Raw genomic sequence first — 21,924 nt, forward strand, 5'->3', positions numbered from 1 at the left:
CGTTGATTCGCTGAACTACCTCAATTAAAAAAACAACTGAATAGCATTGTGTATTAGGAGGGCTCTTATGTACACCAAAGGGAGTAGTGTTTCGCGCACCCAGGTGTCAGGTATAACCTTACGCCTATTAATCGTACTTTTAATGGTTTTGACATCATTTTCAACCAATTTCCAATTTGTTAATGCAGCCGATGATGGCACTGAACCGCAAGGGGGAGAGGAATTTCCTACTGAAATTCCAACTGAAGAGATCATTCAGGACTTATCTGAAGAACCACCATTGGAACCAACTGAGGAACCTGCGGTTGGAGCTGATGGTGACCCAACGGACGAGCCTACTCTTGAACCGACCGAGACATCTACAGAAGAACCGGTCTGTTATGTATTAACCCTCAATCACAGCGGAAATGGCAGCGACCTGCTGGCTGATCCTGCCAACTCTGCCGGTTGTTTGTCGGGGGAATATGTAGAAGGCGAAATTATCAACCTGAGCGGGGCAGTTCCGGACGATGGTTGGGAGATTGATGGCTGGGTGGGTACGGACGATGACACCAGCACTGCCGACAACAATTCGTTGATAATGCCGGCAAGTGAAACCACCGTATCAGTTGTGTATAGCGAAATCGTAGTTATTGCTCAAGAGGAGGAAGTTGAAGCGGAGAGCGCTTATACCTGGAAAGCATACAACGACAGTGCATACATCGATGGACAGATATCGACCAATATCACTACCTATGAAAGTTTTACCAATGGTGATGGCGGGTTATTGATGAAATATGCGGATGGGACGAATACCTCCGTTACAGTGGTAGTAAATACATCCGGAACAGTCAGTGAACAGACATCCAGTTCTTATTCCGGGGCCGAAACCGACGCCGGTACGGACGCGTATACGACTTTTCACGACTATGTAAATATTGTTGGAGGAGCAAGATTGGGTACGGCTTCTTCATACATAACGTTAACCTTTACCGGTTTGGATACCAGCAAGACATATTCATTTGCTACAACTGCCAACCGCGCAGACAGCGATTACACCGATCGGATAACGATTTTTACGATCTCGGATATAGACGCTGCTACAAATGGCAGCACAAGTGGAACGGATATTTCCACAACAAGCATTACGGATGATACCACTTCATTTTGCACCGGTTATAACACCGAGAATGGTTATGTGGCACGCTGGACCGGAATTCAACCTGGGTCGGATGGCGATTTTGTGGTGAAGTTCTCTGTTGATAGTACCGATTCGAACTATGCTTACGGGCCGAGTGCATTCCTGTTAGCGCAGGAATCGGGTGAACCGGTTGAACAGTATACCCTGGCTGTAACCGACGATGGGAATGGCAGCGTAACCCTTTCACCCAGCGGTGGGATCTATGATGAAGGCACAGTAGTGACACTAACTCCGGTTCCGAATACCAGTTATGCCTTCAGCAGTTGGAGTGGGGCCGATGCGAGTGATGTGACTTACAGCAGCGGTAAATATAAAATCACCATGGATGCGGATAAGAGCATCACTGCTAATTTTGTGGAATCAACCGGTTGGGTGGCGTATAACGATATGAACCCCTATAGTGGTGACGCCAACGCAACCAATGTGACTGAACATAATTACGATACCAACGATGGTGCGTTGGTGGATTACAACACGGGTACAACCCTTAATGCCACGGTTACCGGATCATGCGTAAATGGATCGGGTACGGCGGTTTCCTGCGATGACAGTTTTGAAGACTATGGCGCACAAACAAACAGCGGAACGGACGCGGCAGATGTTTTTGGTACATCCGATTCAGTGATTGTCGATCTGCAGAATATGGTTCAACTGACCGATGCGAATTACGATGACATTATCACGCTTGAAAACCTGGATCCGACAAAAACCTACAACATAACGGTGACAACCAACCGGGATAGTACGAGTTACGCATCCATGCGGTTTACTAAAGTGACCATTGTGGGAGCAGAAACATATACAAACGCCAGCTCCAGCGGGGTGGTGGTTAACTCGGAGGATTCGGTGTCGTTCAGTACCGGCTATAACACCGTGAATGGTTATGTGGCCAAATGGACAGGTATCACTACCGGTTCGGATGGAAGTTTTTCTATTAAATCGGAGTGGGATGACGATCAGGGCAGTGGAAGCAGTAATACCAAAGGGTATGCCATGACTGCTTTCAAACTGGAGGAAGTCAGCCAAGGTCCTGAACAGTATACCTTGTCAGTTGGTAATGATGGCAACGGCAGTGTGGACTTATCTCCCAGCGGTGGGACTTACGATGAGGGCACGATTGTAACGTTAACCCCAGTTCCGGGTTCCGGTTTTATATTCAGCAGCTGGAGCGGTACCAATTCGGGGGATTTAACCAATAATGGCGACGGCACTTATTCCATCACGATGGATGCGGATAAAGCCGTGACCGCCAACTTTGAAGCAACGACTCTGAAAACGCTGACTGTAACCACAGATGGAAACGGTACGGTGAGTTTTAATCCTACCGGCGGAGCGTATGATGAGGGTACGGTCGTTACTTTAACCCCGACTGCTTTTTCGGGCTTTGCTTTTGGCAGTTGGAGCGGTGCGGACTCCGATGATGTATATGATAACCTGGACGGCACATATTCCATTACCATGGATACAAATAAAGTCCTGGCAGCCAATTTCATCGTGATTCCCCAGCACACACTGACGGTTGCCACAGACGGAAATGGCAGCGTGACACTGAGCCCTGACGGGGGAATTTACAATGAAAACTCGGTAGTTGTCCTCACGCCAATCCCGAATTCAAATTACATGTTCAGCAGTTGGAGCGGGACAGACTACGAAGATGTGATGGATAACCTGGACGGCACATATTCCATCACCATGGATGAGGCCAAAGCCATTACGGCTAATTTTGTGATTGAAAATGAAGCGCCGGCTGCACCGGTACTGGTACAACCCGCAGACAGCGCTGTAAGCGTCTCTACTTCTCCAACTCTTGAAGTGACTGTTACTGATCCGGAAGCGGATTTGATGGACGTAACGTTCTATGGACGCGCAACCGGTTCTGGTACCGGGGAAAACTTCACACTGGTCGCGATCCCGGATACTCAAAATCTGGTTACTTCCAGTTCAGGTGCGGCAATTTTCAATACAATGACCCAGTGGATTGTGGATAACAAGACCACTGATAACATTGTGTTTACAACCCATTTAGGGGATATTGTGAATGCCACCAGCACTTCTCAGTCGGAATATGCGGATGCGGCTATGGATATCCTGGATGCAGGCAATGTATCTTACAGCGTGGGGCCGGGCAATCATGATCTCCTTTCAGGTTCTTTGTATAGCACGTATTTTGGATCGGCGCGTTTCTCCGGGAAGAGCTACTACCAGGGTGATTACTCCGGTGGAGGCGACAATTACAACAACTATTCATTCTTTACTGCCGGTGGGATGGATTTCATTATCATCAACATGCAATACAATGCCGGCTCCTCCGCGCTGGCATGGGCGGATGATTTATTGAAGACTTATAGTGATAAGCGCGCGATTGTTGTCCAGCATGACATGCTTTCAGTAACAAACGGCTGGGTCAATCAAGCCACTTATAACGCGCTAAAAAATAATCCGAACTTATTCCTAATGTTATGCGGGCATATGCATACCAGCACGGACGGTGCGGCTTATGTGGCGGGGACCGGTGACAGCGGGCAGACGATCCATGTCATATTGACGGATTACCAGGATTACTCAAATGGATATATTAAACTACTGGAATTCCAACCGTTAGAGGATGAAATTGAAGTAACCACGTACTCACCAAACCTGAATACCTACATGACCGGGTCTGAAGAAGTCATGTCGTTGGTTTATGAAATGGATGCCAGTTCCGCGTTTGAAGTCATCGGTACGGCTAATGGAGTTGCCAACGGTGATAGCGCAAGTATGACTTGGGATGACCTGGCCAATGAAACCGAATATGAATGGTACGCAGTAGTTTCAGACGGCGTAAGTAACACTAACGGCGATACCTGGAGCTTTACAACCGGCACAGCCATAACCAACAACGATCCGGTGATCACTGAAAGCGATCCACAGTCCGTGAGTATGTCTGAAGATGGTTCACCCAACACGTTTTCATTGACATTAAACGCCTCGGATTTGGATGGTGATACGCTTACCTGGAGTATTGCGAACGATGCATCGCATGGATCCGCCAGCGCTTCAGGAATCGGCTCTTCCATTTCCGTTGGGTATACCCCTGACGTTAACTATAACGGCTTGGATAGTTTTGTCGTCCGGGTTTCCGATGGCAAGGGAGGCGTAGATACCGTTACCGTAAATGTTGATGTAACCGCGGTGAACGATGCACCGGTGGCGAATGCACAGGTGGTGACTACAGCCGAAGATACGGCCAAGACCATCACGCTGACCGGTTCGGATGTAGATGGCGATTCTTTGAGTTGCTCGGTGGTAGACTCGCCAACGCACGGAGTACTAAGCGGTACCCCGCCCAATTTGACCTATACCCCGACAGAGAATTACAACGGTTCGGATAGTTTTACTTTCAAAGTGAATGACGGCACTGTAGACAGTAACGCTGCCACAGTCTCAATAACAGTCTCAGAGGTGAATGATGCGCCGGTGATTACGGAAGGTGCCAATACAACCGTCACGATGTCTGAAGATGGTTCACCTATTGCATTTGAATTAACTTTAAATGCCACTGACGCAGACGGGGATACACTCACATGGAGCATTCTTACAGATGCCACGTTTGGATCGGCAGCAGCTTCCGGTACAGGCGCTTCTAAGGTGATTGAGTACTCACCCAACAGCAACCATAATGGATCGGATAACTTTGTCGTGCAGGTGACAGATGGCCACGAGGTGGATACCATCACTGTAAATGTGACTATTTCACCAATCAACGATGCGCCAATCGCGAATGCCCAATCCGTGGTCGTCGACGAGGATATCGCAAAAGGCATCACGCTCACCGGAACAGATGTGGATGGTGATTCACTGAACTATACAGTGGTGGCTTCACCCGTAAGCGGAACATTGAGCGGTTCAGCCCCCAACCTGGTATATACACCCAATTCTGAATTTAGTGGAGCGGATAGTTTTACATTCAAGGTTGATGATGGCGATTTGGAGAGTAGTCCGGCCACGGTTTCGATCACGGTTAATAATGTGAACGATGCTCCGGTCATTAGCGAGAGCGATCCACAATATGTGAGCATGTCTGAGGATGGGTCGCCCATTGCGTTCGAACTGTCCCTGAATGCAACGGATGCGGAAGACGATACACTCACCTGGAGTATTGCCGGCGACGCTGTAAACGGCACTGCCAGCGCATCGGGAATAGGCTCTTCAATTGTTGTTGGATACACTCCCGCCGCGAATTACCACGGTGAGGACAGTTTTATCGTGCAGGTTTCCGATGGCAATGGGGTGGATACCATCACTGTGAATGTCACGATTGTTCCGATAAATGACCTGCCGATTATTACCGAGAGCGATCCGCAAAATATCAGCATGTCTGAAGATGGATTCCCCACTGCATTTGCGCTAACGCTTAACGCAAGTGATGTGGATGGGGACATACTTGCCTGGAGCATCCTGACAGATGCCGCAAACGGCAGTGCCAGCGTATCCGGCAACGGTTCATCCATAGAGGTTGAATACTCTGCTGAGAGTAATTATTTTGGTACGGATAGTTTCGTTGTGCAAGTTTCGGATGGTAGCGGGGTGGATACCATCACTGTGAACGTCACGATCGATGCAGTTAATGATGCGCCGGTTTGTTCTGATGTAACGCTGAATACATTTGCTAACACGGAGTGGCATACGGCACCGGATTGTACAGATATAGAAGGTGATAGTCTTACCTATAGCATTGTAGACGGACCCGCCTATGGCACAGGATCGGTGGTTGATGATCTTTTGACCTATATGCCAGGCACGGATTATAGCGGTGCAGACAGCTTTACATATCAGGCTAACGATGGGGAGGCGAATAGTAACGCGGCTGAAGTAATTGTAACGGTCAATGAAAGCAATCAAGCGCCGGTCTGCACAGCTACAGAACTCATCACAGACGAAGACACTACAGGCCAGACCGATCCGGACTGCACTGATCATGAAGGCAGTCCACTGACCTACAGTATTGCGGCACAACCGGTATATGGGACCGCCGTAGTGGTGGAAGGCCAATTGGAGTACACACCGGCGGAGAATTTCAACGGCAGTGACAGCTTTACATACACCGCCAATGACGGCTTTGATGACAGTGAAGCAACAGAAGTAAGCGTAACCGTGAACGCTGTCAATGATGCGCCCGAATGTATGGATACCAGCCTGAATACCAACCAGAATACTCAGGGAACTGCTGATCCGCAATGCGTGGATGTGGATGGGGATGTGTTGAGCTACAGCATAGTGACACAACCCTCTCACAGCTCGGCTTGGGTGCGGAATGGAAAGCTCGTATACCTGCCGGGTTGGAATTATGCAGGAACCGACAGTTTTGTTTATAAAGCCAGCGACGGAATAACTGAAAGCGGCTCAGCAATCGTCAGTGTAACGGTCAGCGACGATGCACTGCCAACCAGAGCACCTTCCACACCGGCGCTGGCTTTTCCTTCCAACAAAGGTTTAGTGACAGAACTGACCCCGCGTTTGGACTGGAGCAACAGCAGGATATACAGCGGAACCGCTTTTGATCATTATCAGGTGCAGGTCGCTACGGATGAAGACTTCACGGCTGTAGTTGTGGACGAAGATGTTGCCGGGCAAACCAGTTCGGAGTATACGCTGGAGAGCCCACTCAATACAAATACGCGCTACTACTGGCGGGTGAGAGCCTTCAATTCATTTGGACAATTTAGCAGTTGGGCTAATGTGCGGTATTTCCGCGAAGCAATGGAGGCGCCGCAGTTAACCAGCCCGAATGACGCGATCTACCTGGATAACCTGCAGCCTGAATTCGACTGGGAAGATGTAGTGGGGGCCAGCGGCTATACCATCCAAATCTCAGCTAAACCGAATATGGGCAGCCCGTCCAGCGGGAAAGTGACTGACAGCAGCTATGTACCGACAAAAGACCTGAGCAAGAACAAGACCCTGTACTGGCGGGTGAGGGCGGAAGGGGAGAACGGGCCGAGTGAATGGTCTGAAGTGCGCTCCATGGTGACGCCCAATACTCCCACGACGCCTAAGTTGATACTGCCGAAGAACAAAGCATTGGTGACCGACCAGATGCCCAGGCTGGATTGGAGCAACTCGGCAGCGCCCAATGGGACCATCTTCGATCACTACCAGGTGCAGGTCGCTACGGATGAAGACTTTACGGCTGTAGTTGTAAATCAAGATGTTGCCGGACAAGCAAACTCCGAGTACACGCTGGAGAGCCCACTCAATACAAACACGCGCTACTACTGGCGGGTGAGAGCCTTCAATACGTTAGGCCAATACAGTAGTTGGAGCGCGGCTTACTACTTCCGTGAGGCGGTGGAGGCGCCGGAGTTGAATTCTCCGGCAGATGGAACATTTCTGGATAACTTGCGGCCCGAGTTCGATTGGGAAGATGTAGTGGGGGCCAGCGGCTACACCATCCAGATCTCATCCAGAATTAACATGGGCAGCCCGGTCAGCGCGAAGGTGACCGACAGCAGCTATATACCGACAAAAGACCTGAGCAAGAACAAGACCCTGTATTGGCGGGTGAGGACAGAAGGGGAGAACGGGCCGAGTGAATGGTCTGAAGTGCGCTCCATGGTGACGCCCAATTCCCCCACAACGCCTAAGTTGATACTGCCGAGGAACAAAGCATTGGTGACCGACCTGATGCCCAGGTTGGATTGGAGCAACTCAGCGGTGCCCATTGGGACAATCTTCGACCACTACCAGGTACAGGTCGCTACGGATGAAGACTTCACGGCTGTAGTTGTGAATCGAAACGTTGCCGGACAGGCCAACTCGGAGTACACGCTGGAGAGCCCACTCAATACAAATACGCGCTACTACTGGCGAGTGAGAGCTTTCAATACGTTAGGCCAATATGGCAGTTGGAGCATGGCCTACTACTTCCGCGAAGCAATGGATGCACCGCAGTTAGCCAGCCCGAATGACGCGATCTACCTGGATAATCTGCGGCCCGAGTTCGACTGGGACGATGTGGTGGGGGCCAGCGGCTATACCATCCAAATCTCAGCTAAACCGAATATGGGCAGCCCGGTCAGCGCGAAGGTGGCCGAGAGCAGCTATGTGCCGACAAAAGACCTGAGCAAGAACAAGACCCTGTACTGGCGGGTGAGGGCGGAAGGGGAGAACGGGCCGAGTGGATGGTCTGAAGTGCGCACCATGGTGACACCCAACACTCCCACAACGCCTAAATTAATTTCACCGAAGAACAAAGTATTGGTGACTGACCTGATGCCCAGGTTGGATTGGAGCAACTCGGCGGCACCCAATGGGACTATCTTCGACCATTACCAGGTGCAGGTAGCCACGGATGAAGACTTCACTGTTGTAGTTGTGAATCAAGATGTTGCCGGACAGGCCAACTCCGAGTACACGCTGGAGAGTGCGCTCAACCCGAACACGCGCTACTACTGGCGGGTGAGAGCCTTCAACACGTTGGGCCAATACAGCAGTTGGAGCACTGCTTACTACTTCCGCGAAGCAATGGAGGCGCCGGGAATGGTGCAGCCGGAAGATGGGGTGGAAGCGGAGAGTTTGCAGCCGCAATTTGAATGGGAAGCTGTAGAGGGGGCAAGCACCTACACCATTCAGCTATCGACCCGGTCGAATATGAAGAGCGCGAGCAGCAAGACCGTGCTGGAGACGCAATACAACCAGACCAGGAATCTGAGTGCGGGCAAGACTTATTACTGGCGGGTGAGGGCCAATGGAGAGAATGGGCCAAGTACATGGTCCGAGGTGAGAGTGATTGTAATGCCGAGCTCATAAGGTAAAGAAGGAAGCATAAAGAGCAGTATGAGAGATTCTCGCATACTGCTCCGAAAGGGTTAAAAACTTAGAATGCACAGGAACTTTGAAAAAAGCCATTCACAGAAATGTGACAACAAAAAGCCGCGATTCTCAAAATGAGATAGTCGAGCCGCCAAGAAGTCCAAGCAATGAAGAAAGGAACAAAAAAAGTTAGGTAAGGCAGGAGGTTTTTCATGTATACAAAAAGAGTTAGTTTTAAAGGCAGTCTTTTAGTAAGCAACGCGATCAGAATCGTTGTGGTTTTAGCAATGTTGCTATCCACTTTTTCGATCAATCTTGGATCTGTTCAAGCCGCAACGAATAATAAGGCTTCAACGGAATCGCGTATATCACCCGGAATGATTACTTCGGACGATCCGGGGGATGGCGAGGAAACTCCGGAGGAGGTAAGCGCTGCTGAAGAAGAGCCTACTGAAGAATCTACTGAAGAGCCACCACTTTTGCCAATTGAGGAGCCGACTGTTGAGCCTACCGAGGAAATTCTGGAAGAACCTACTGTTGAGCCAACAGAAGAAGACAGTGCTGCAACTCCCGTTATTAATGTATCGGTAAATTCATTAAGTTCCTTTAGTAGTTCTCCAGGAATTCTTTCAGAAGTCCAGACTTATATGGTTTCAGGCAGCGGATTGTCTGAAGATCTCAATATTGCCGCACCAAACGATTTCTTGATCTCATTTGATGACGTCACTTTTGACTCCAATCTGACTTTACCGCAAATTGACGGTTCAGTTGCGGAGACGATCATTTACGTGCGTTTTAATCCCGCAGAGGTCGGTATCTCGGATGGAGCAATCTCGCATGCCAGCAGCGGCGCGGACGATGTCCTGGTAGCGGTAAGCGGTACGGCCGGTTATCCTGTCATCACCGCAACCAGCTCTATGACGGCTTTTAACCAAATTGTGGGATCGCCTTCCGAAGAGCAGACTTATATTGTCGCCGGTAATTTTCTGACAAGCGATGTTGTTGTCACTGCGCCGGAAGATTTTGAAATTTCAAAGACAACCGGTGAGGGATTTGATTCCATACTGACCTTTTCACCGACCGATGGTGCGCTGGCGGATAGCGTAATTTTTGTACGTTTAAATGCCGCTTCAGCGAAAGAGTATGAGGCCAGTATTGTACATACCAGTGAGGGAGCCGAGGATGTTCAACTTGCCGTAAGCGGCCTTGCTGAAGATGAACTGATTACGGCACAGGCGACGACGATAACATTTACCGGAGAGGAACTTTTAGGTTGTCCGACTGATTCTTCAATTAAGATCAACATCGTTCCCGATTCAACGATTGAGTATCGCTACCAATATGGAACTTCGTCCGGTGCTTATTCCGATACTACCTCAACTTATACAGCTACCGGTGGTGCACCCCACGAGATTGTCATAAACGGTCTAACAGAAAACACGAAGTATTACTACCGGATGCAATATCATATTCCGGGGGAAACCGATTGGGTTAACCGAACTGAACACTCATTTTGGACACAGAGAGCTGAGGGAAGTACTTTTGCATTCAGTGTAACCTCGGATATTCATGACAATAAAACTACCAATATGCAAAATGCGATGACAAACATATATAACAAACAACCGGATTTTGAGATCGATCTGGGTGATACATTCATGCTGGATAACCTTACATCACAAAGTGCTGTCAATAATAAATACCTGGCATACCGCGAGGCCGCATTATTCGACAAAATTGGAAATTCAACGCCGATCTTCCTTTCTTCCGGAAATCACGAAAATGAAGAAGGCTGGAACCTCGATGATACATTTAGTATCGCACTTGCCAGCATTCAAGCTCGCAAAGCCTATTACCCTACTCCGATTGAGGATGGATTTTACAGCGCAAACACGGATACTCTGTCTGCCATAAATGAAACAACCTATGGAGATGAGTATCGTGAGGATTACTACGCCTGGACTTGGGGAGACGCGTTATTTGTGGTCATTGATCCCTTCCAATACACCATGGAATTGCCATATAACCCCATGGCAGGGGAAGGTACCGATGATTCGAAAACAGGTGATCAATGGAGCTGGACTTTAGGCGCAGAACAATTTCAGTGGCTAAAGGAAACCTTGGAAAATAGCGACGCCAAATATAAATTTATGTTCTCCCATCAGATGGTGGGAGGAATACCGGATGAATCTGTGTCCGGTGGCGCCGGGTATGTGCGCGGGGGAGCCGAAGCGTCGGCTTATTTTGAATGGGGAGGGAAAAACGCGAACGGCAGCGAGGGGTTTGCCGACGAGCGTGATCCTATCGACTTTGGTTCCACGCCGATGCACCAGTTTATGGTAGAGAATGGCGTCAGCGCTTACTTCCACGGTCATGACCACCAATATGTCTATGAAAAGACGGATGACGGTATCGTTTACCAGGAAGTGCCTTCGCTTGGCATGAGTGGTTTTGGTGGTATTTATGAGGAAGGTGATCATGGGACTTTTGAGACAATTAAGATACTTCCAAGTCCAGCTCACTTACTGATCACGGTCAGCCCTTCGATGACAACGGTCGATTATATCCCTGACTCATCAACAAGTGGGGAAGCTACTTACTCATATACAATTCTGCCTTCATCAGAAGATACAACTTCTCCAACGGTAAGTATCGAACAGGCAGCCAGCCAGGCTGACCCAACCAGTGCTTCTTCGGTTAACTTTGATGTAACTTTCAGCGAGTCGGTTTCAGATTTTACAACCGGTGATGTAACCCTTAGCGGTTCCGCCGGTGCAACCGCGGCCGAAGTGAGTGGCAGCGGTACAGCCTACAGCGTGGAAGTCAGCGGTATGACCACTTCAGGCACGGTAATCGCTGACGTTGCGGCTGCGGTAGCGCATGATACTGCCGGAAATCCCAACCTGGCGAGCACAAGTTCCGATAATTCAATTACTTTCAACGAGTTGACTTCGCCGGGTGTTGTCGAACTGGATGGAACGGCGTCCGCAGAGACAGGGGCTGCCAATGCATCCAGTGTGAGTTTCAGCCATACAACCGGCACAGGCACCAACCGGCTGATGCTGGTGGGTACTTCCTGGAACTGCGGTTCAACTACTCGGACGATATCATCGGTTGTTTTCACTTACGGGACTGAAGAATTGGACCTGGTAGAAGGAATAACGCAAGAATCAAATTCAACTGCCCAACGCTTTGCCTCGATCTGGTACAGTCCAAGCGAACCACCGCAGAACACGAGCGGAACGGTGACGGTGACATTTAGCGGCAGCGTATCCAACGGGATCGTGGCGGGTGCGGCCAACTTTGCGGGAGTAAATTTAGCTGATCCCTTCACAGTGACAAAGGGTGCGAACAGCGCCTCAACCGGCACAACTCAAAGCGTGACGTTGGAGTCACTGAATGGTAATGAGCTGGTATTTGACACGGTCTTTATCGGTGCGTCGAGTCCGCCGGATCCGACGGTGGGGGATGGACAGACGGGGTTATGGACCGATACGGTATCCAATACGCGCGGTGTAGCCAGTATTGAACAAGCCGAAAGCAACACGGTAACGATGAGCTGGACAACGAGTTCTACCGTTGTATGGGCGATTGCGGCGATGGCGATCAACCCGGCGCCGGCAGGGACGACCTATAACCTGACAATGGCGGCGAGCCCGGAGGAAGGCGGAACGACATCGCCTTCGTTGGGGGCGCATGCGTATGCGGAAGGGACGGTAGTGGACATCACGGCCACCCCGGCGGCAGGCTATGAATTCGACAGTTGGACGGGGGACGTAGCCGATGCTAATGCAGCCAGCACAACCGTAACCATGGACGGAGACAAGACCGTCACGGCCAACTTTACGGCAATCGAATATACATTGACCATCGTCAGTGAGAACGGCACGGTGGTGAAGGATCCTGATCAAAGTACCTATCACTATGGGGATGTGGTGACATTGACAGCCACTCCCGGAAGCGGGTATATATTCAATAATTGGACAGGGGATCTGATCAGTACGGATAATCCTGCTTCAATTACTATCAGCGGCAATAATAGCGTTACTGCTAATTTTATAGAGCCCAGCGCAGCTGTTACTTTGGATGGGACTGCCTCTTCTGCCGCTGGCGCCGCTAATGCATCCAGCGTCAGTTTCAGCCATACAACCGGCACAGGCACCAACCGGCTAATGATGGTGGGTACTTCGTGGAACTGCGGCACAACTACTCGGACCATATCATCGGTTATTTTCACTTACGGGACTGAAGAATTGGAACTGGTAGAAGGAATAACACAAGAATCAAATTCGACTGCCCAACGCTTTGCCTCGATCTGGTACAGCCCAAGCGAACCGCCGCAGAACACGACCGGAACGGTGACGGTAACCTTTAGCGGCAGCGTGTCCTACGGAATCGCGGCAGGCGCGGCGAACTTTATGGGTGTGAATCAGACAACGCCTTTCACAGTCACTAATGGCGCAAATAGTACTACTAGAGATACTACCCAAAGCGTAACTTTGGATTCTCTGAATGGCAATGAACTGGTGTTCGATACGGTGTTCATCGGTGGCACCACTGATCCGACTGTGGACTCCAGCCAGACACAATTGTGGACTGCCAACGGTTCCAATACGCGCGGTGTAGCCAGTATCGAACAAGCCGATAGCAGCCCTGTAACAATGAGTTGGACAACGAGTTCTACCGTTGTATGGGCCAGCGCTGCGGTTGCAATTAACCCGGCGGCATTGGGAACGACCTATAACCTGACAATGGCAGCGAGCCCGGAAGAGGGCGGAACGACATCGCCGGAATTGGGTGCGCATGCGTATGCGGAAGGGACGGTAGTGGACATCACGGCCACCCCGGCGGCAGGCTATGAATTCGACAGCTGGACGGGGGACGTTGCGGATGCTAATGCTGCCAGCACGACCGTGACTATGGATGGAGATAAAACCGTCACGGCCAACTTTAATCAATTACTGTATACACTAACAGTTGGCAATGATGGCTTAGGTACGGTTACTGTCGATCCAGACAGCGCAACATATACCTATGGCACTACTGTCACATTGACCGCGATACCCAGCGATGGTTATATGTTTGACGCATGGACCGGAGCCGATTCCGGAGATATCCTCGACAACTCAGGTGTATACACAATCGTGATGAATGGGGATAAGAGCGTAACTGCGACATTTAAAGAGTATGTGCCTAATGTCGAACTGGATGGAACGGCGTCCGCAGAGACAGGGGCTGCCAATGCATCCAGTGTGAGTTTTAGCCATACAACCGGCACAGGCACCAACCGGCTGATGCTGGTGGGTACTTCCTGGAACTGTGGCTCAACTACTCGGACGATATCATCGGTTGTTTTCACATACGGTACTGAAGAATTGGACCTGGTGGAAGGAATAACGGAAGAATCAAATTCGACTGCCCAACGCTTTGCCTCGATCTGGTACAGCCCGAGCGAACCGCCACAGAACACAAGCGGCACGGTGACGGTAACCTTTAGCGGCAGCGTATCCAACGGGATCGTGGCGGGTGCGGCCAACTTTGCGGGAGTAAATTTAGCTGATCCCTTCACAGTGACAAACGGTGCGAACAGCGCCTCAACCGATACAACTCAAAGCGTGACATTGGAATCGCTGAATGGTAATGAACTGGTATTTGACACGGTCTTCATCGGTGCGTCGAGTCCGCCGGATCCGACGGTGGGGGACGGGCAGACGGGGTTATGGACCGATACGGTATCCAATACGCGCGGCGTAGCCAGTATTGAACAAGCCGAAAGCAACACGGTAACGATGAGCTGGACAACGAGTTCTACCGTTGTATGGGCGATTGCGGCGATGGCGATCAACCCGGCGCCGGCAGGGACGACCTATAACCTGACAATGGCGGCGAGACCGGAGGAAGGCGGGACGACATTGCCGGAACTGGGGGCGCATGCATATGCGGAAGGTACGGTAGTGGACATCACGGCCACCCCGGCGGCAGGTTATGAATTCGATAGCTGGACGGGGGACGTAGCCGATGCCAATGCAGCCAGCACAACCGTGACCATGGACGGAGACAAGACCGTCACGGCCAACTTTACGGCAATCGAATATACATTGACCATCGTCAGTGAGAACGGCACGGTGGTGAAGGATCCCGATCAAAGTACCTATCACTATGGGGATGTGGTGACATTGACTGCCACTCCCGGAAGTGGGTATATATTCAATAATTGGACAGGGGATGTGGCGGACCCCAATTCGGCCAGCACAACCTTGACCATTGATGAAAATGAAATCGTTACGGCTAACTTTGCGCAAATCGAATATACATTAACAATCGTCAGTGTAAACGGTACTGTGGCGAAGGATCCCAATCAAAGTACCTATCATTACGGGGATGTAGTGACATTGACTGCCACTCCAGCGGCTGAGTACATTTTCAGCAGTTGGACGGGCGACCTGACCGGCACGGATAATCCTGCCTCGATTACCATCAGCGGCAACAATAGCGTTACTGCTAATTTCCTGGCTTCGACGATTACCTTTACAGGAACGGAGTTACTGGGACGTCCGGAAGCGAATTCCATCGCGATCAAAATCGTTCCTGATGCGGATATTTCACTTTATTACGAATATGGGACAACTTCAGGAGTATATACACATACTACCCCAACAGTGAGTGCCACAGCCGGAGAACCCAAAATGGTTACCCTCAGCGGCCTGACTGCCAATACGAAATACTATTACCGTATGCGCTACAGTGTGAATGGAGGCGTTGACTGGGTCGTGCGATCTGAAAATTCCTTCCACACACAACGAGCTTCAGGTAGTACTTTCACGTTCACCATCACCTCTGATGCGCATGTGAACATCATGCTTGGAAATTCATCGACGTGGATCAGTACACTGAATGACATAAAGGATGATCAAGCTGATTTTGAAATCGATTTGGGTGATACCGTTGCAATGGATAATGGCACCACAAGCGTAAGCGTGGGGGATACAGCCGCGGCCGATCAAAAGTATAAAGATGCTCTGCCATATTTCAACATTATCAGCGGTTCCACTCCGATCTACCTTGTGGCTGGCAATCATGAACAACAAGAAGCCTGGCACCTTTTGGCGCCTATTGCAGGAAGCTTGCCGGTAATCGGTAAAAACGCAGAAAAGGATTTCTATCTCAACCCTGTTCCGGATTCCTTCTATTCTGGTGACACCGGCACTTATTCTTATCTGGATGATGACCAGTTGCGCCAGGATTACTATGCCTGGACATGGGGAGATGCGCTCTTTGTAGTGATTAACCCATATTGGTTCACAACTACCAAACCATATACCACGACGGTAGGTGGCGGAGAAACGGACACGACAGGCTCCGGCGACCGTTGGGATTGGACACTCGGTCAAGAACAGTTTGAATGGTTAAAGTCAACCCTTGAAAACAGCTCAGCTGACTACAAGTTTATCTTCTCACATCAAATCGTAGGTGGGAACAGTCTGTCCAGCCCGGATCAAGTGAACTATGGGCACGGCGGTGTTGATTCAGCCAACCTGGTTGAATGGGGTGGATACAACGTTGGCGGCACAACTTGGGGATGGGATACTGAACGCCCTGGATGGGGCAGCCAGCCGATCCATCAAATGATGGTCGCGAATGGAGTTACAGCTTTCTTCCATGGTCATGACCACCAATATGCCTATGAAAAATTGGATGGGATTGTTTATCAATCAGTTCCTTCAGCGAGTTTCTCAAGCAATTTCGGCATCTATACTACCGGAGGAAATGATGGAAAAACCATTCAGGCTTTATCCAGCCCCGGTCACCTGAGAGTAACTGTTGGTTCGGAAGAGGCACAGGTTGAATACATACGGACCGGTGAATCATCATCTGCTTACACCTACAATATGGAACCGGGTAGCGCCAACTACAATTTGACGCTAGCCGTCTCTCCAACCGGAGGCGGAACAACTGACCCTGAAGCTGGCGTGCATGCATACGCGGATGGGACGGTAGTGGATATCACCGCGAATCCCGCGGACGGATATGAATTTGACAGTTGGACAGGGGATGTGGCGGACGTCAATTCCGCCAGCACAACCGTGACAATGGACGGAGACAAGACCGTTACGGCCAACTTTACTCTATCTCCTGTGAATGAAGCACCGGTGCTCGGAACAATCGGCAGCCAAATTGTGGATGAATTGGAATTGCTATCCTTCGTGGCAACCGCCACGGATGATGGACTGCCGGCTGGCACGCTGATCTTTAGCTTAAGTGGTACGGTTCCTGCTGGGGCCGTGATTGGTGCTACAAATGGCATCTTAAACTGGACACCGGCAGAAAACCAGGGACCTGAAATCTATTCCTTTGACGTTTGCGTCAGTGATGGCAGCCTGGAGGATTGTGAAACCATCGCGGTTACAGTCGATGAAGTAAATCTTATGCCTGTATTGGATACGATTGTCAGCCAGAACGTGGCTGAAGGAGAACTATTGACTTTCACAGCCACTGCCAGCGATAGCGACATACCGGCTAACATTCTAACCTTCAGCCTGAGTGGTACGGTTCCCACCGGGGCCAGTATCGGCACTGCGGATGGCGTCTTTAGCTGGACACCATCGGAAGACCAGGGACCTGAAAGCTATTCCTTCGACGTTTGCGTCAGCGATGGCAGTTTGAATGATTGCCAGACTATCGCAGTCACGGTGAGTGAGGTGAATGTTGCGCCTGTGCTGGATAGTATTGGCGATCGAATAGTGATGGAAGGAGAGCTTTTGACCTTCACAGCCACTGCCAGCGATAGTGACCTGCCGGTAAACACTTTGACCTTCAGTCTGACCGGCACGGTACCCACCGGGGCTAGTATCGGCGCTGTGGATGGAGTCTTTAGCTGGACGCCAACGGAAGACCAGGTTGGAGTCGATCACACCTTTGCGGTGCAGGTTTGTGATGATGACGCCTCACCTTTATGCGATACAGAAGAAATCACTGTAACTGTAACAGAAAGCAATGTCGTGCCTGTGGCTGTTGATGACAGCTATGAAGCCGTCGAAGATACTCAATTGGTTGTCTCGGCTGAGCTTGGCGTATTGCTCAATGATAGCGATGAAGATGAGGATGAACTGACTGCTGTAAAAGCCAGCGAACCGGGTCATGGAAGTGTAAACCTGTCACCGGATGGTTCATTTGTTTACACACCGGCTGAAAATTATTACGGCAGTGACAGCTTTACCTACAAAGCCAACGATGGTAAAGCGGACAGTGAAATTGCTACTGTCTTAATCAACATTGCCGGTGTGAATGACCTGCCGGTCGCAGACCCTCAGGCGGTGGTGACAGATGAAGATACTGCTTTAATTATCACGCTGACAGGTTCGGATGTTGAGACTGGAACCCTGGAATATACAGTGATGAATGAGCCGGCCAATGGTACATTGAGCGGTACAGCGCCTGACTTAACCTACACTCCGAATGGAGATTTTAACGGTTCAGACAGCTTTACCTTCAAAGTAAATGACGGCACTGTGGACAGCGAAATTGCCACAATCTCGATCACTATAAATCCGGTCAACGATGCACCGGTATGTCAGGCAGCGGATATTGTTACCAGTAAGAATATCCAGGGACAGACAAGCCCCAACTGTTCGGATGTGGAAGGGGATAGCCTGACTTACAGCATTGTGGATTTACCGGCCAATGGGACCGCATCAATTGAAACGGATATGCTTACCTATATGCCGGACACCGATTACGTTGGCAGCGACAGCTTTACCTATAAAGCAAATGATGGATTGGCGGACAGTAACGTTGCGGACGTGAGCGTTTCGGTCAACTTCGAAAATACCATGCCGGTTTGTTCGAACGTTGACCTGGTCACAGATGAAGACACAACAGGCCAGACCGATCCGGACTGCATCGATCTGGAAAGCAGCGAGTTAGCCTACAGCATTGCGGCACAACCGTTGTTTGGCACCGCTGCGGTAGTAGAAGGCCAGTTGGTGTACACACCGGCGGAGAATTTCAATGGCAGTGACAGCTTTACATACACAGCCAATGATGGCGTAATCGACAGCGAAGCAAGCACGGTTAACGTGACTGTCAATGCAGTCAACGACGCACCGGTTTGCGTGGATGTGACCATTAGCACGAACCAGAACAGCCAGGGAAAGACAGCCCCAGATTGTTCGGATGTAGAAGATGATGCGCTAACTTACAGCATCGCTTTACAGGCAGAACATGGATTTGCTTCCATTTCGCTGGAGCAGCTGGCTTACATGCCGGACACGGATTATAGCGGAGCGGACAGCTTTACATACATTGCTAATGACGGGGATGCGGATAGCAATGAGGCTTCGGTGGATGTAACAGTTTTAGAGGAAGTATTAACCACCAGGCCGCCATCCACGCCAAATTTAAGCTTACCGAGAAATAGGGCTTTGGTGACAGAACTGACCCCGCGTTTGGACTGGAGCAACAGCAGGATATACAGCGGAACCGCCTTTGATCATTATCAGGTGCAGGTCGCTACGGATGAAGACTTCACGGCTGTAGTTGTGGACGAAGATGTTGCCGGGCAGACCAGTTCGGAGTATACGCTGGAGAGCCCACTCAATACAAATACGCGCTACTACTGGCGGGTGAGGGCCTTCAACACAGTGGGTCAATACAGTAATTGGAGTACGGCCTACTACTTCCGCGAAGCAATGGATGCACCGCAGTTAGCCAGCCCGAATGACGCGATCTATCTGGATAACCTGCGGCCCGAATTCGACTGGGAAGATGTTGAGGGAGCCAGCGGCTATACCATCCAGATTTCGACCAGAATCAACATGGGCCGCCCGTCCAGCGCGAAGGTGACCGACAGCAGCTACGTGCCGACAAAAGACCTGAGCAAGAACAAGACCCTGTATTGGCGGGTGAGGGCGGAAGGGGAGAACGGGCCGAGTGGATGGTCTGAAGTGCGCACCATGGTGACGCCCAACACTCCCACAACGCCTAAGTTGATACTGCCGAAGAACAAAGCATTGGTAACTGACCTGATGCCCAGGTTGGATTGGAGCAACTCGGTGGCGCCCAATGGGACCATCTTCGACCATTATCAGGTGCAGGTAGCCACAGACGAGGCTTTCGCAGTTGTTGTGGTAGACAAGGACGTGGTTGGCTTAAACACCGATTCAGAGTACACGCTGGAGAGCGCGCTCAATCCGAACACGCGCTACTACTGGCGGGTGAGAGCTTTCAATACGTTGGGCCAATACAGCAGCTGGAGCACGGCATACTACTTCCGCGAAGCAATGGAGGCACCGGAGCTGAATTCTCCGGCAGATGGAACCTTCCTGGATAATCTGCGGCCTGAATTCGACTGGGAAGATGTGGCGGGGGCCAGCGGCTATACCATCCAGATCTCGACCAGAATGACCATGGGCAGCCCGGCCAGCGGGAAGGTGACCGACAGCAGCTATATACCGACAAAAGATCTGAGCAAGAACAGGACCCTGTACTGGCGGGTGAGGGCTGAAGGAGAGAACGGGCCGAGTGAATGGTCTGAAGTGCGCGCCATGGTGACGCCCAATTCTCCTACAACGCCTAAGTTGATACTGCCGAGGAACAAAGCATTGGTGACCGACCTGATGCCCAGGTTGGATTGGAGCAACTCGGCGGTGCCCAATGGGACAATCTTTGACCACTACCAGGTACAGGTCGCTACGGATGAAGATTTCACGGCTGTAGTTGTAAATCAAGATGTTGCCGGACAGGCCAACTCGGAGTACACGTTGGAAAGCCCACTCAATACAAATACGCGCTACTACTGGCGGGTGAGAGCTTTCAATACGTTAGGCCAATATGGCAGTTGGAGCATGGCCTACTACTTCCGCGAAGCAATGGAGGCGCCGGAGCTGAATTCTCCAGCAGATGGAACCTTCCTGGATAACCTGCGGCCTGAGTTCGACTGGGACGATGTGGCGGGGGCCAGCGGCTATACCATCCAGATTTCGACGAGAATAAACATGGGCCGCCCGGTCAGCGGGAAGGTGACCGACAGCAGCTATGTGCCGACAAAAGACCTGAGCAAGAACAAGACCCTGTATTGGCGGGTGAGAGCGGAAGGGGAGAACGGGCCGAGTGGATGGTCTGAAGTGCGCTCCATGGTGACACCCAACACCCCCACAACGCCTAAGTTGATACTGCCGAAGAACAAAGCATTGGTAATTGACCTGATGCCCAGGTTGGATTGGAGCAACTCAGCGGTGCCCAATGGGACCATCTTCGACCATTACCAGGTGCAAGTAGCCACAGACGAGGCTTTTGCAGTTGTTGTGGTGGACAATGATGTGGTTGGCTTAAACACCGATTCAGAGTACACGCTGGAGAGTGCGCTCAACCCGAACACGCGCTACTACTGGCGGGTGAGAGCCTTCAACACGTTGGGGCAATACAGCAGTTGGAGCATTGCCTACTACTTCCGCGAAGCAATGGAGGCGCCGGATTTGGTGCAGCCGGAGGATGGTGTGGAAGCGGAGAGTTTGCAGCCGCAATTTGAATGGGAGGCTGTAGAGGGGGCAAGCAGCTACACCATTCAGCTATCGACCCGGTCGAACATGAGGAGCGCGAGCAGCAAGACCGTGCTGGAGACGCAATACAGCCAGGCCAGGAATTTGAGTGCGGGCAAGACCTATTACTGGCGGGTGAGGGCTAATGGAGAGAATGGGCCAAGTACATGGTCCGAGGTGAGAGCGATTGTAATGCCGAGCTCGTAAGGAGGAAGGACGAAGGTTGGAGCGGCATGCGAAATTATGCTGCTCCAACCTGGAATTATTTTTTATCTAATTTAGTTTCAAAAGGAAAACAGAAAAGATAATTTAAACAAAATATTAAAAAGGACAAAATGAGGCTCTGAAAAGAGCAAACCCATAGCGATATGGGGACGCAAAACCGCGAATTTCGTAAGAGATAGTCGGGTTGCCAAA

General features: G+C 50.7%; 2 protein-coding genes and 1 riboswitch. Both genes read left to right on the plus strand.

All coding sequences use genetic code 11. The features are described 5' to 3' along the window. The first annotated feature begins 67 nt into the window (after nt 1-67). On the plus strand, nt 68-8,968 hold the full coding sequence (locus Pelsub_RS06305; RefSeq protein WP_116224576.1) for a tandem-95 repeat protein: 8,901 nt from the start codon (nt 68-70) through the stop codon (nt 8,966-8,968). Nucleotides 8,969-9,183: 215 nt separating this feature from the next. Next, nucleotides 9,184-21,714: an InlB B-repeat-containing protein gene (locus tag Pelsub_RS06310; RefSeq protein ID WP_126440419.1), complete on the plus strand. Its 12,531-nt coding sequence runs from the start codon at nt 9,184-9,186 to the stop codon at nt 21,712-21,714. A 134-nt stretch (nt 21,715-21,848) separates the two neighbouring features. After that, nucleotides 21,849-21,924: riboswitch (cyclic di-GMP riboswitch) on the plus strand.

Source organism: Pelolinea submarina (assembly GCF_003966975.1).
GTDB classification, from domain to species: Bacteria; Chloroflexota; Anaerolineae; order Anaerolineales; family Anaerolineaceae; genus Pelolinea; species Pelolinea submarina.

Bases quoted from the DNA above. Each gene is read 5' to 3' on its own strand.
- Pelsub_RS06305 (WP_116224576.1), top strand. From the start codon at position 68: ATGTACACCAAAGGGAGTAGTGTTTCGCGCACCCAGGTGTCAGGTATA.
- Pelsub_RS06310 (WP_126440419.1), top strand. From the start codon at position 9,184: ATGTATACAAAAAGAGTTAGTTTTAAAGGCAGTCTTTTAGTAAGCAAC.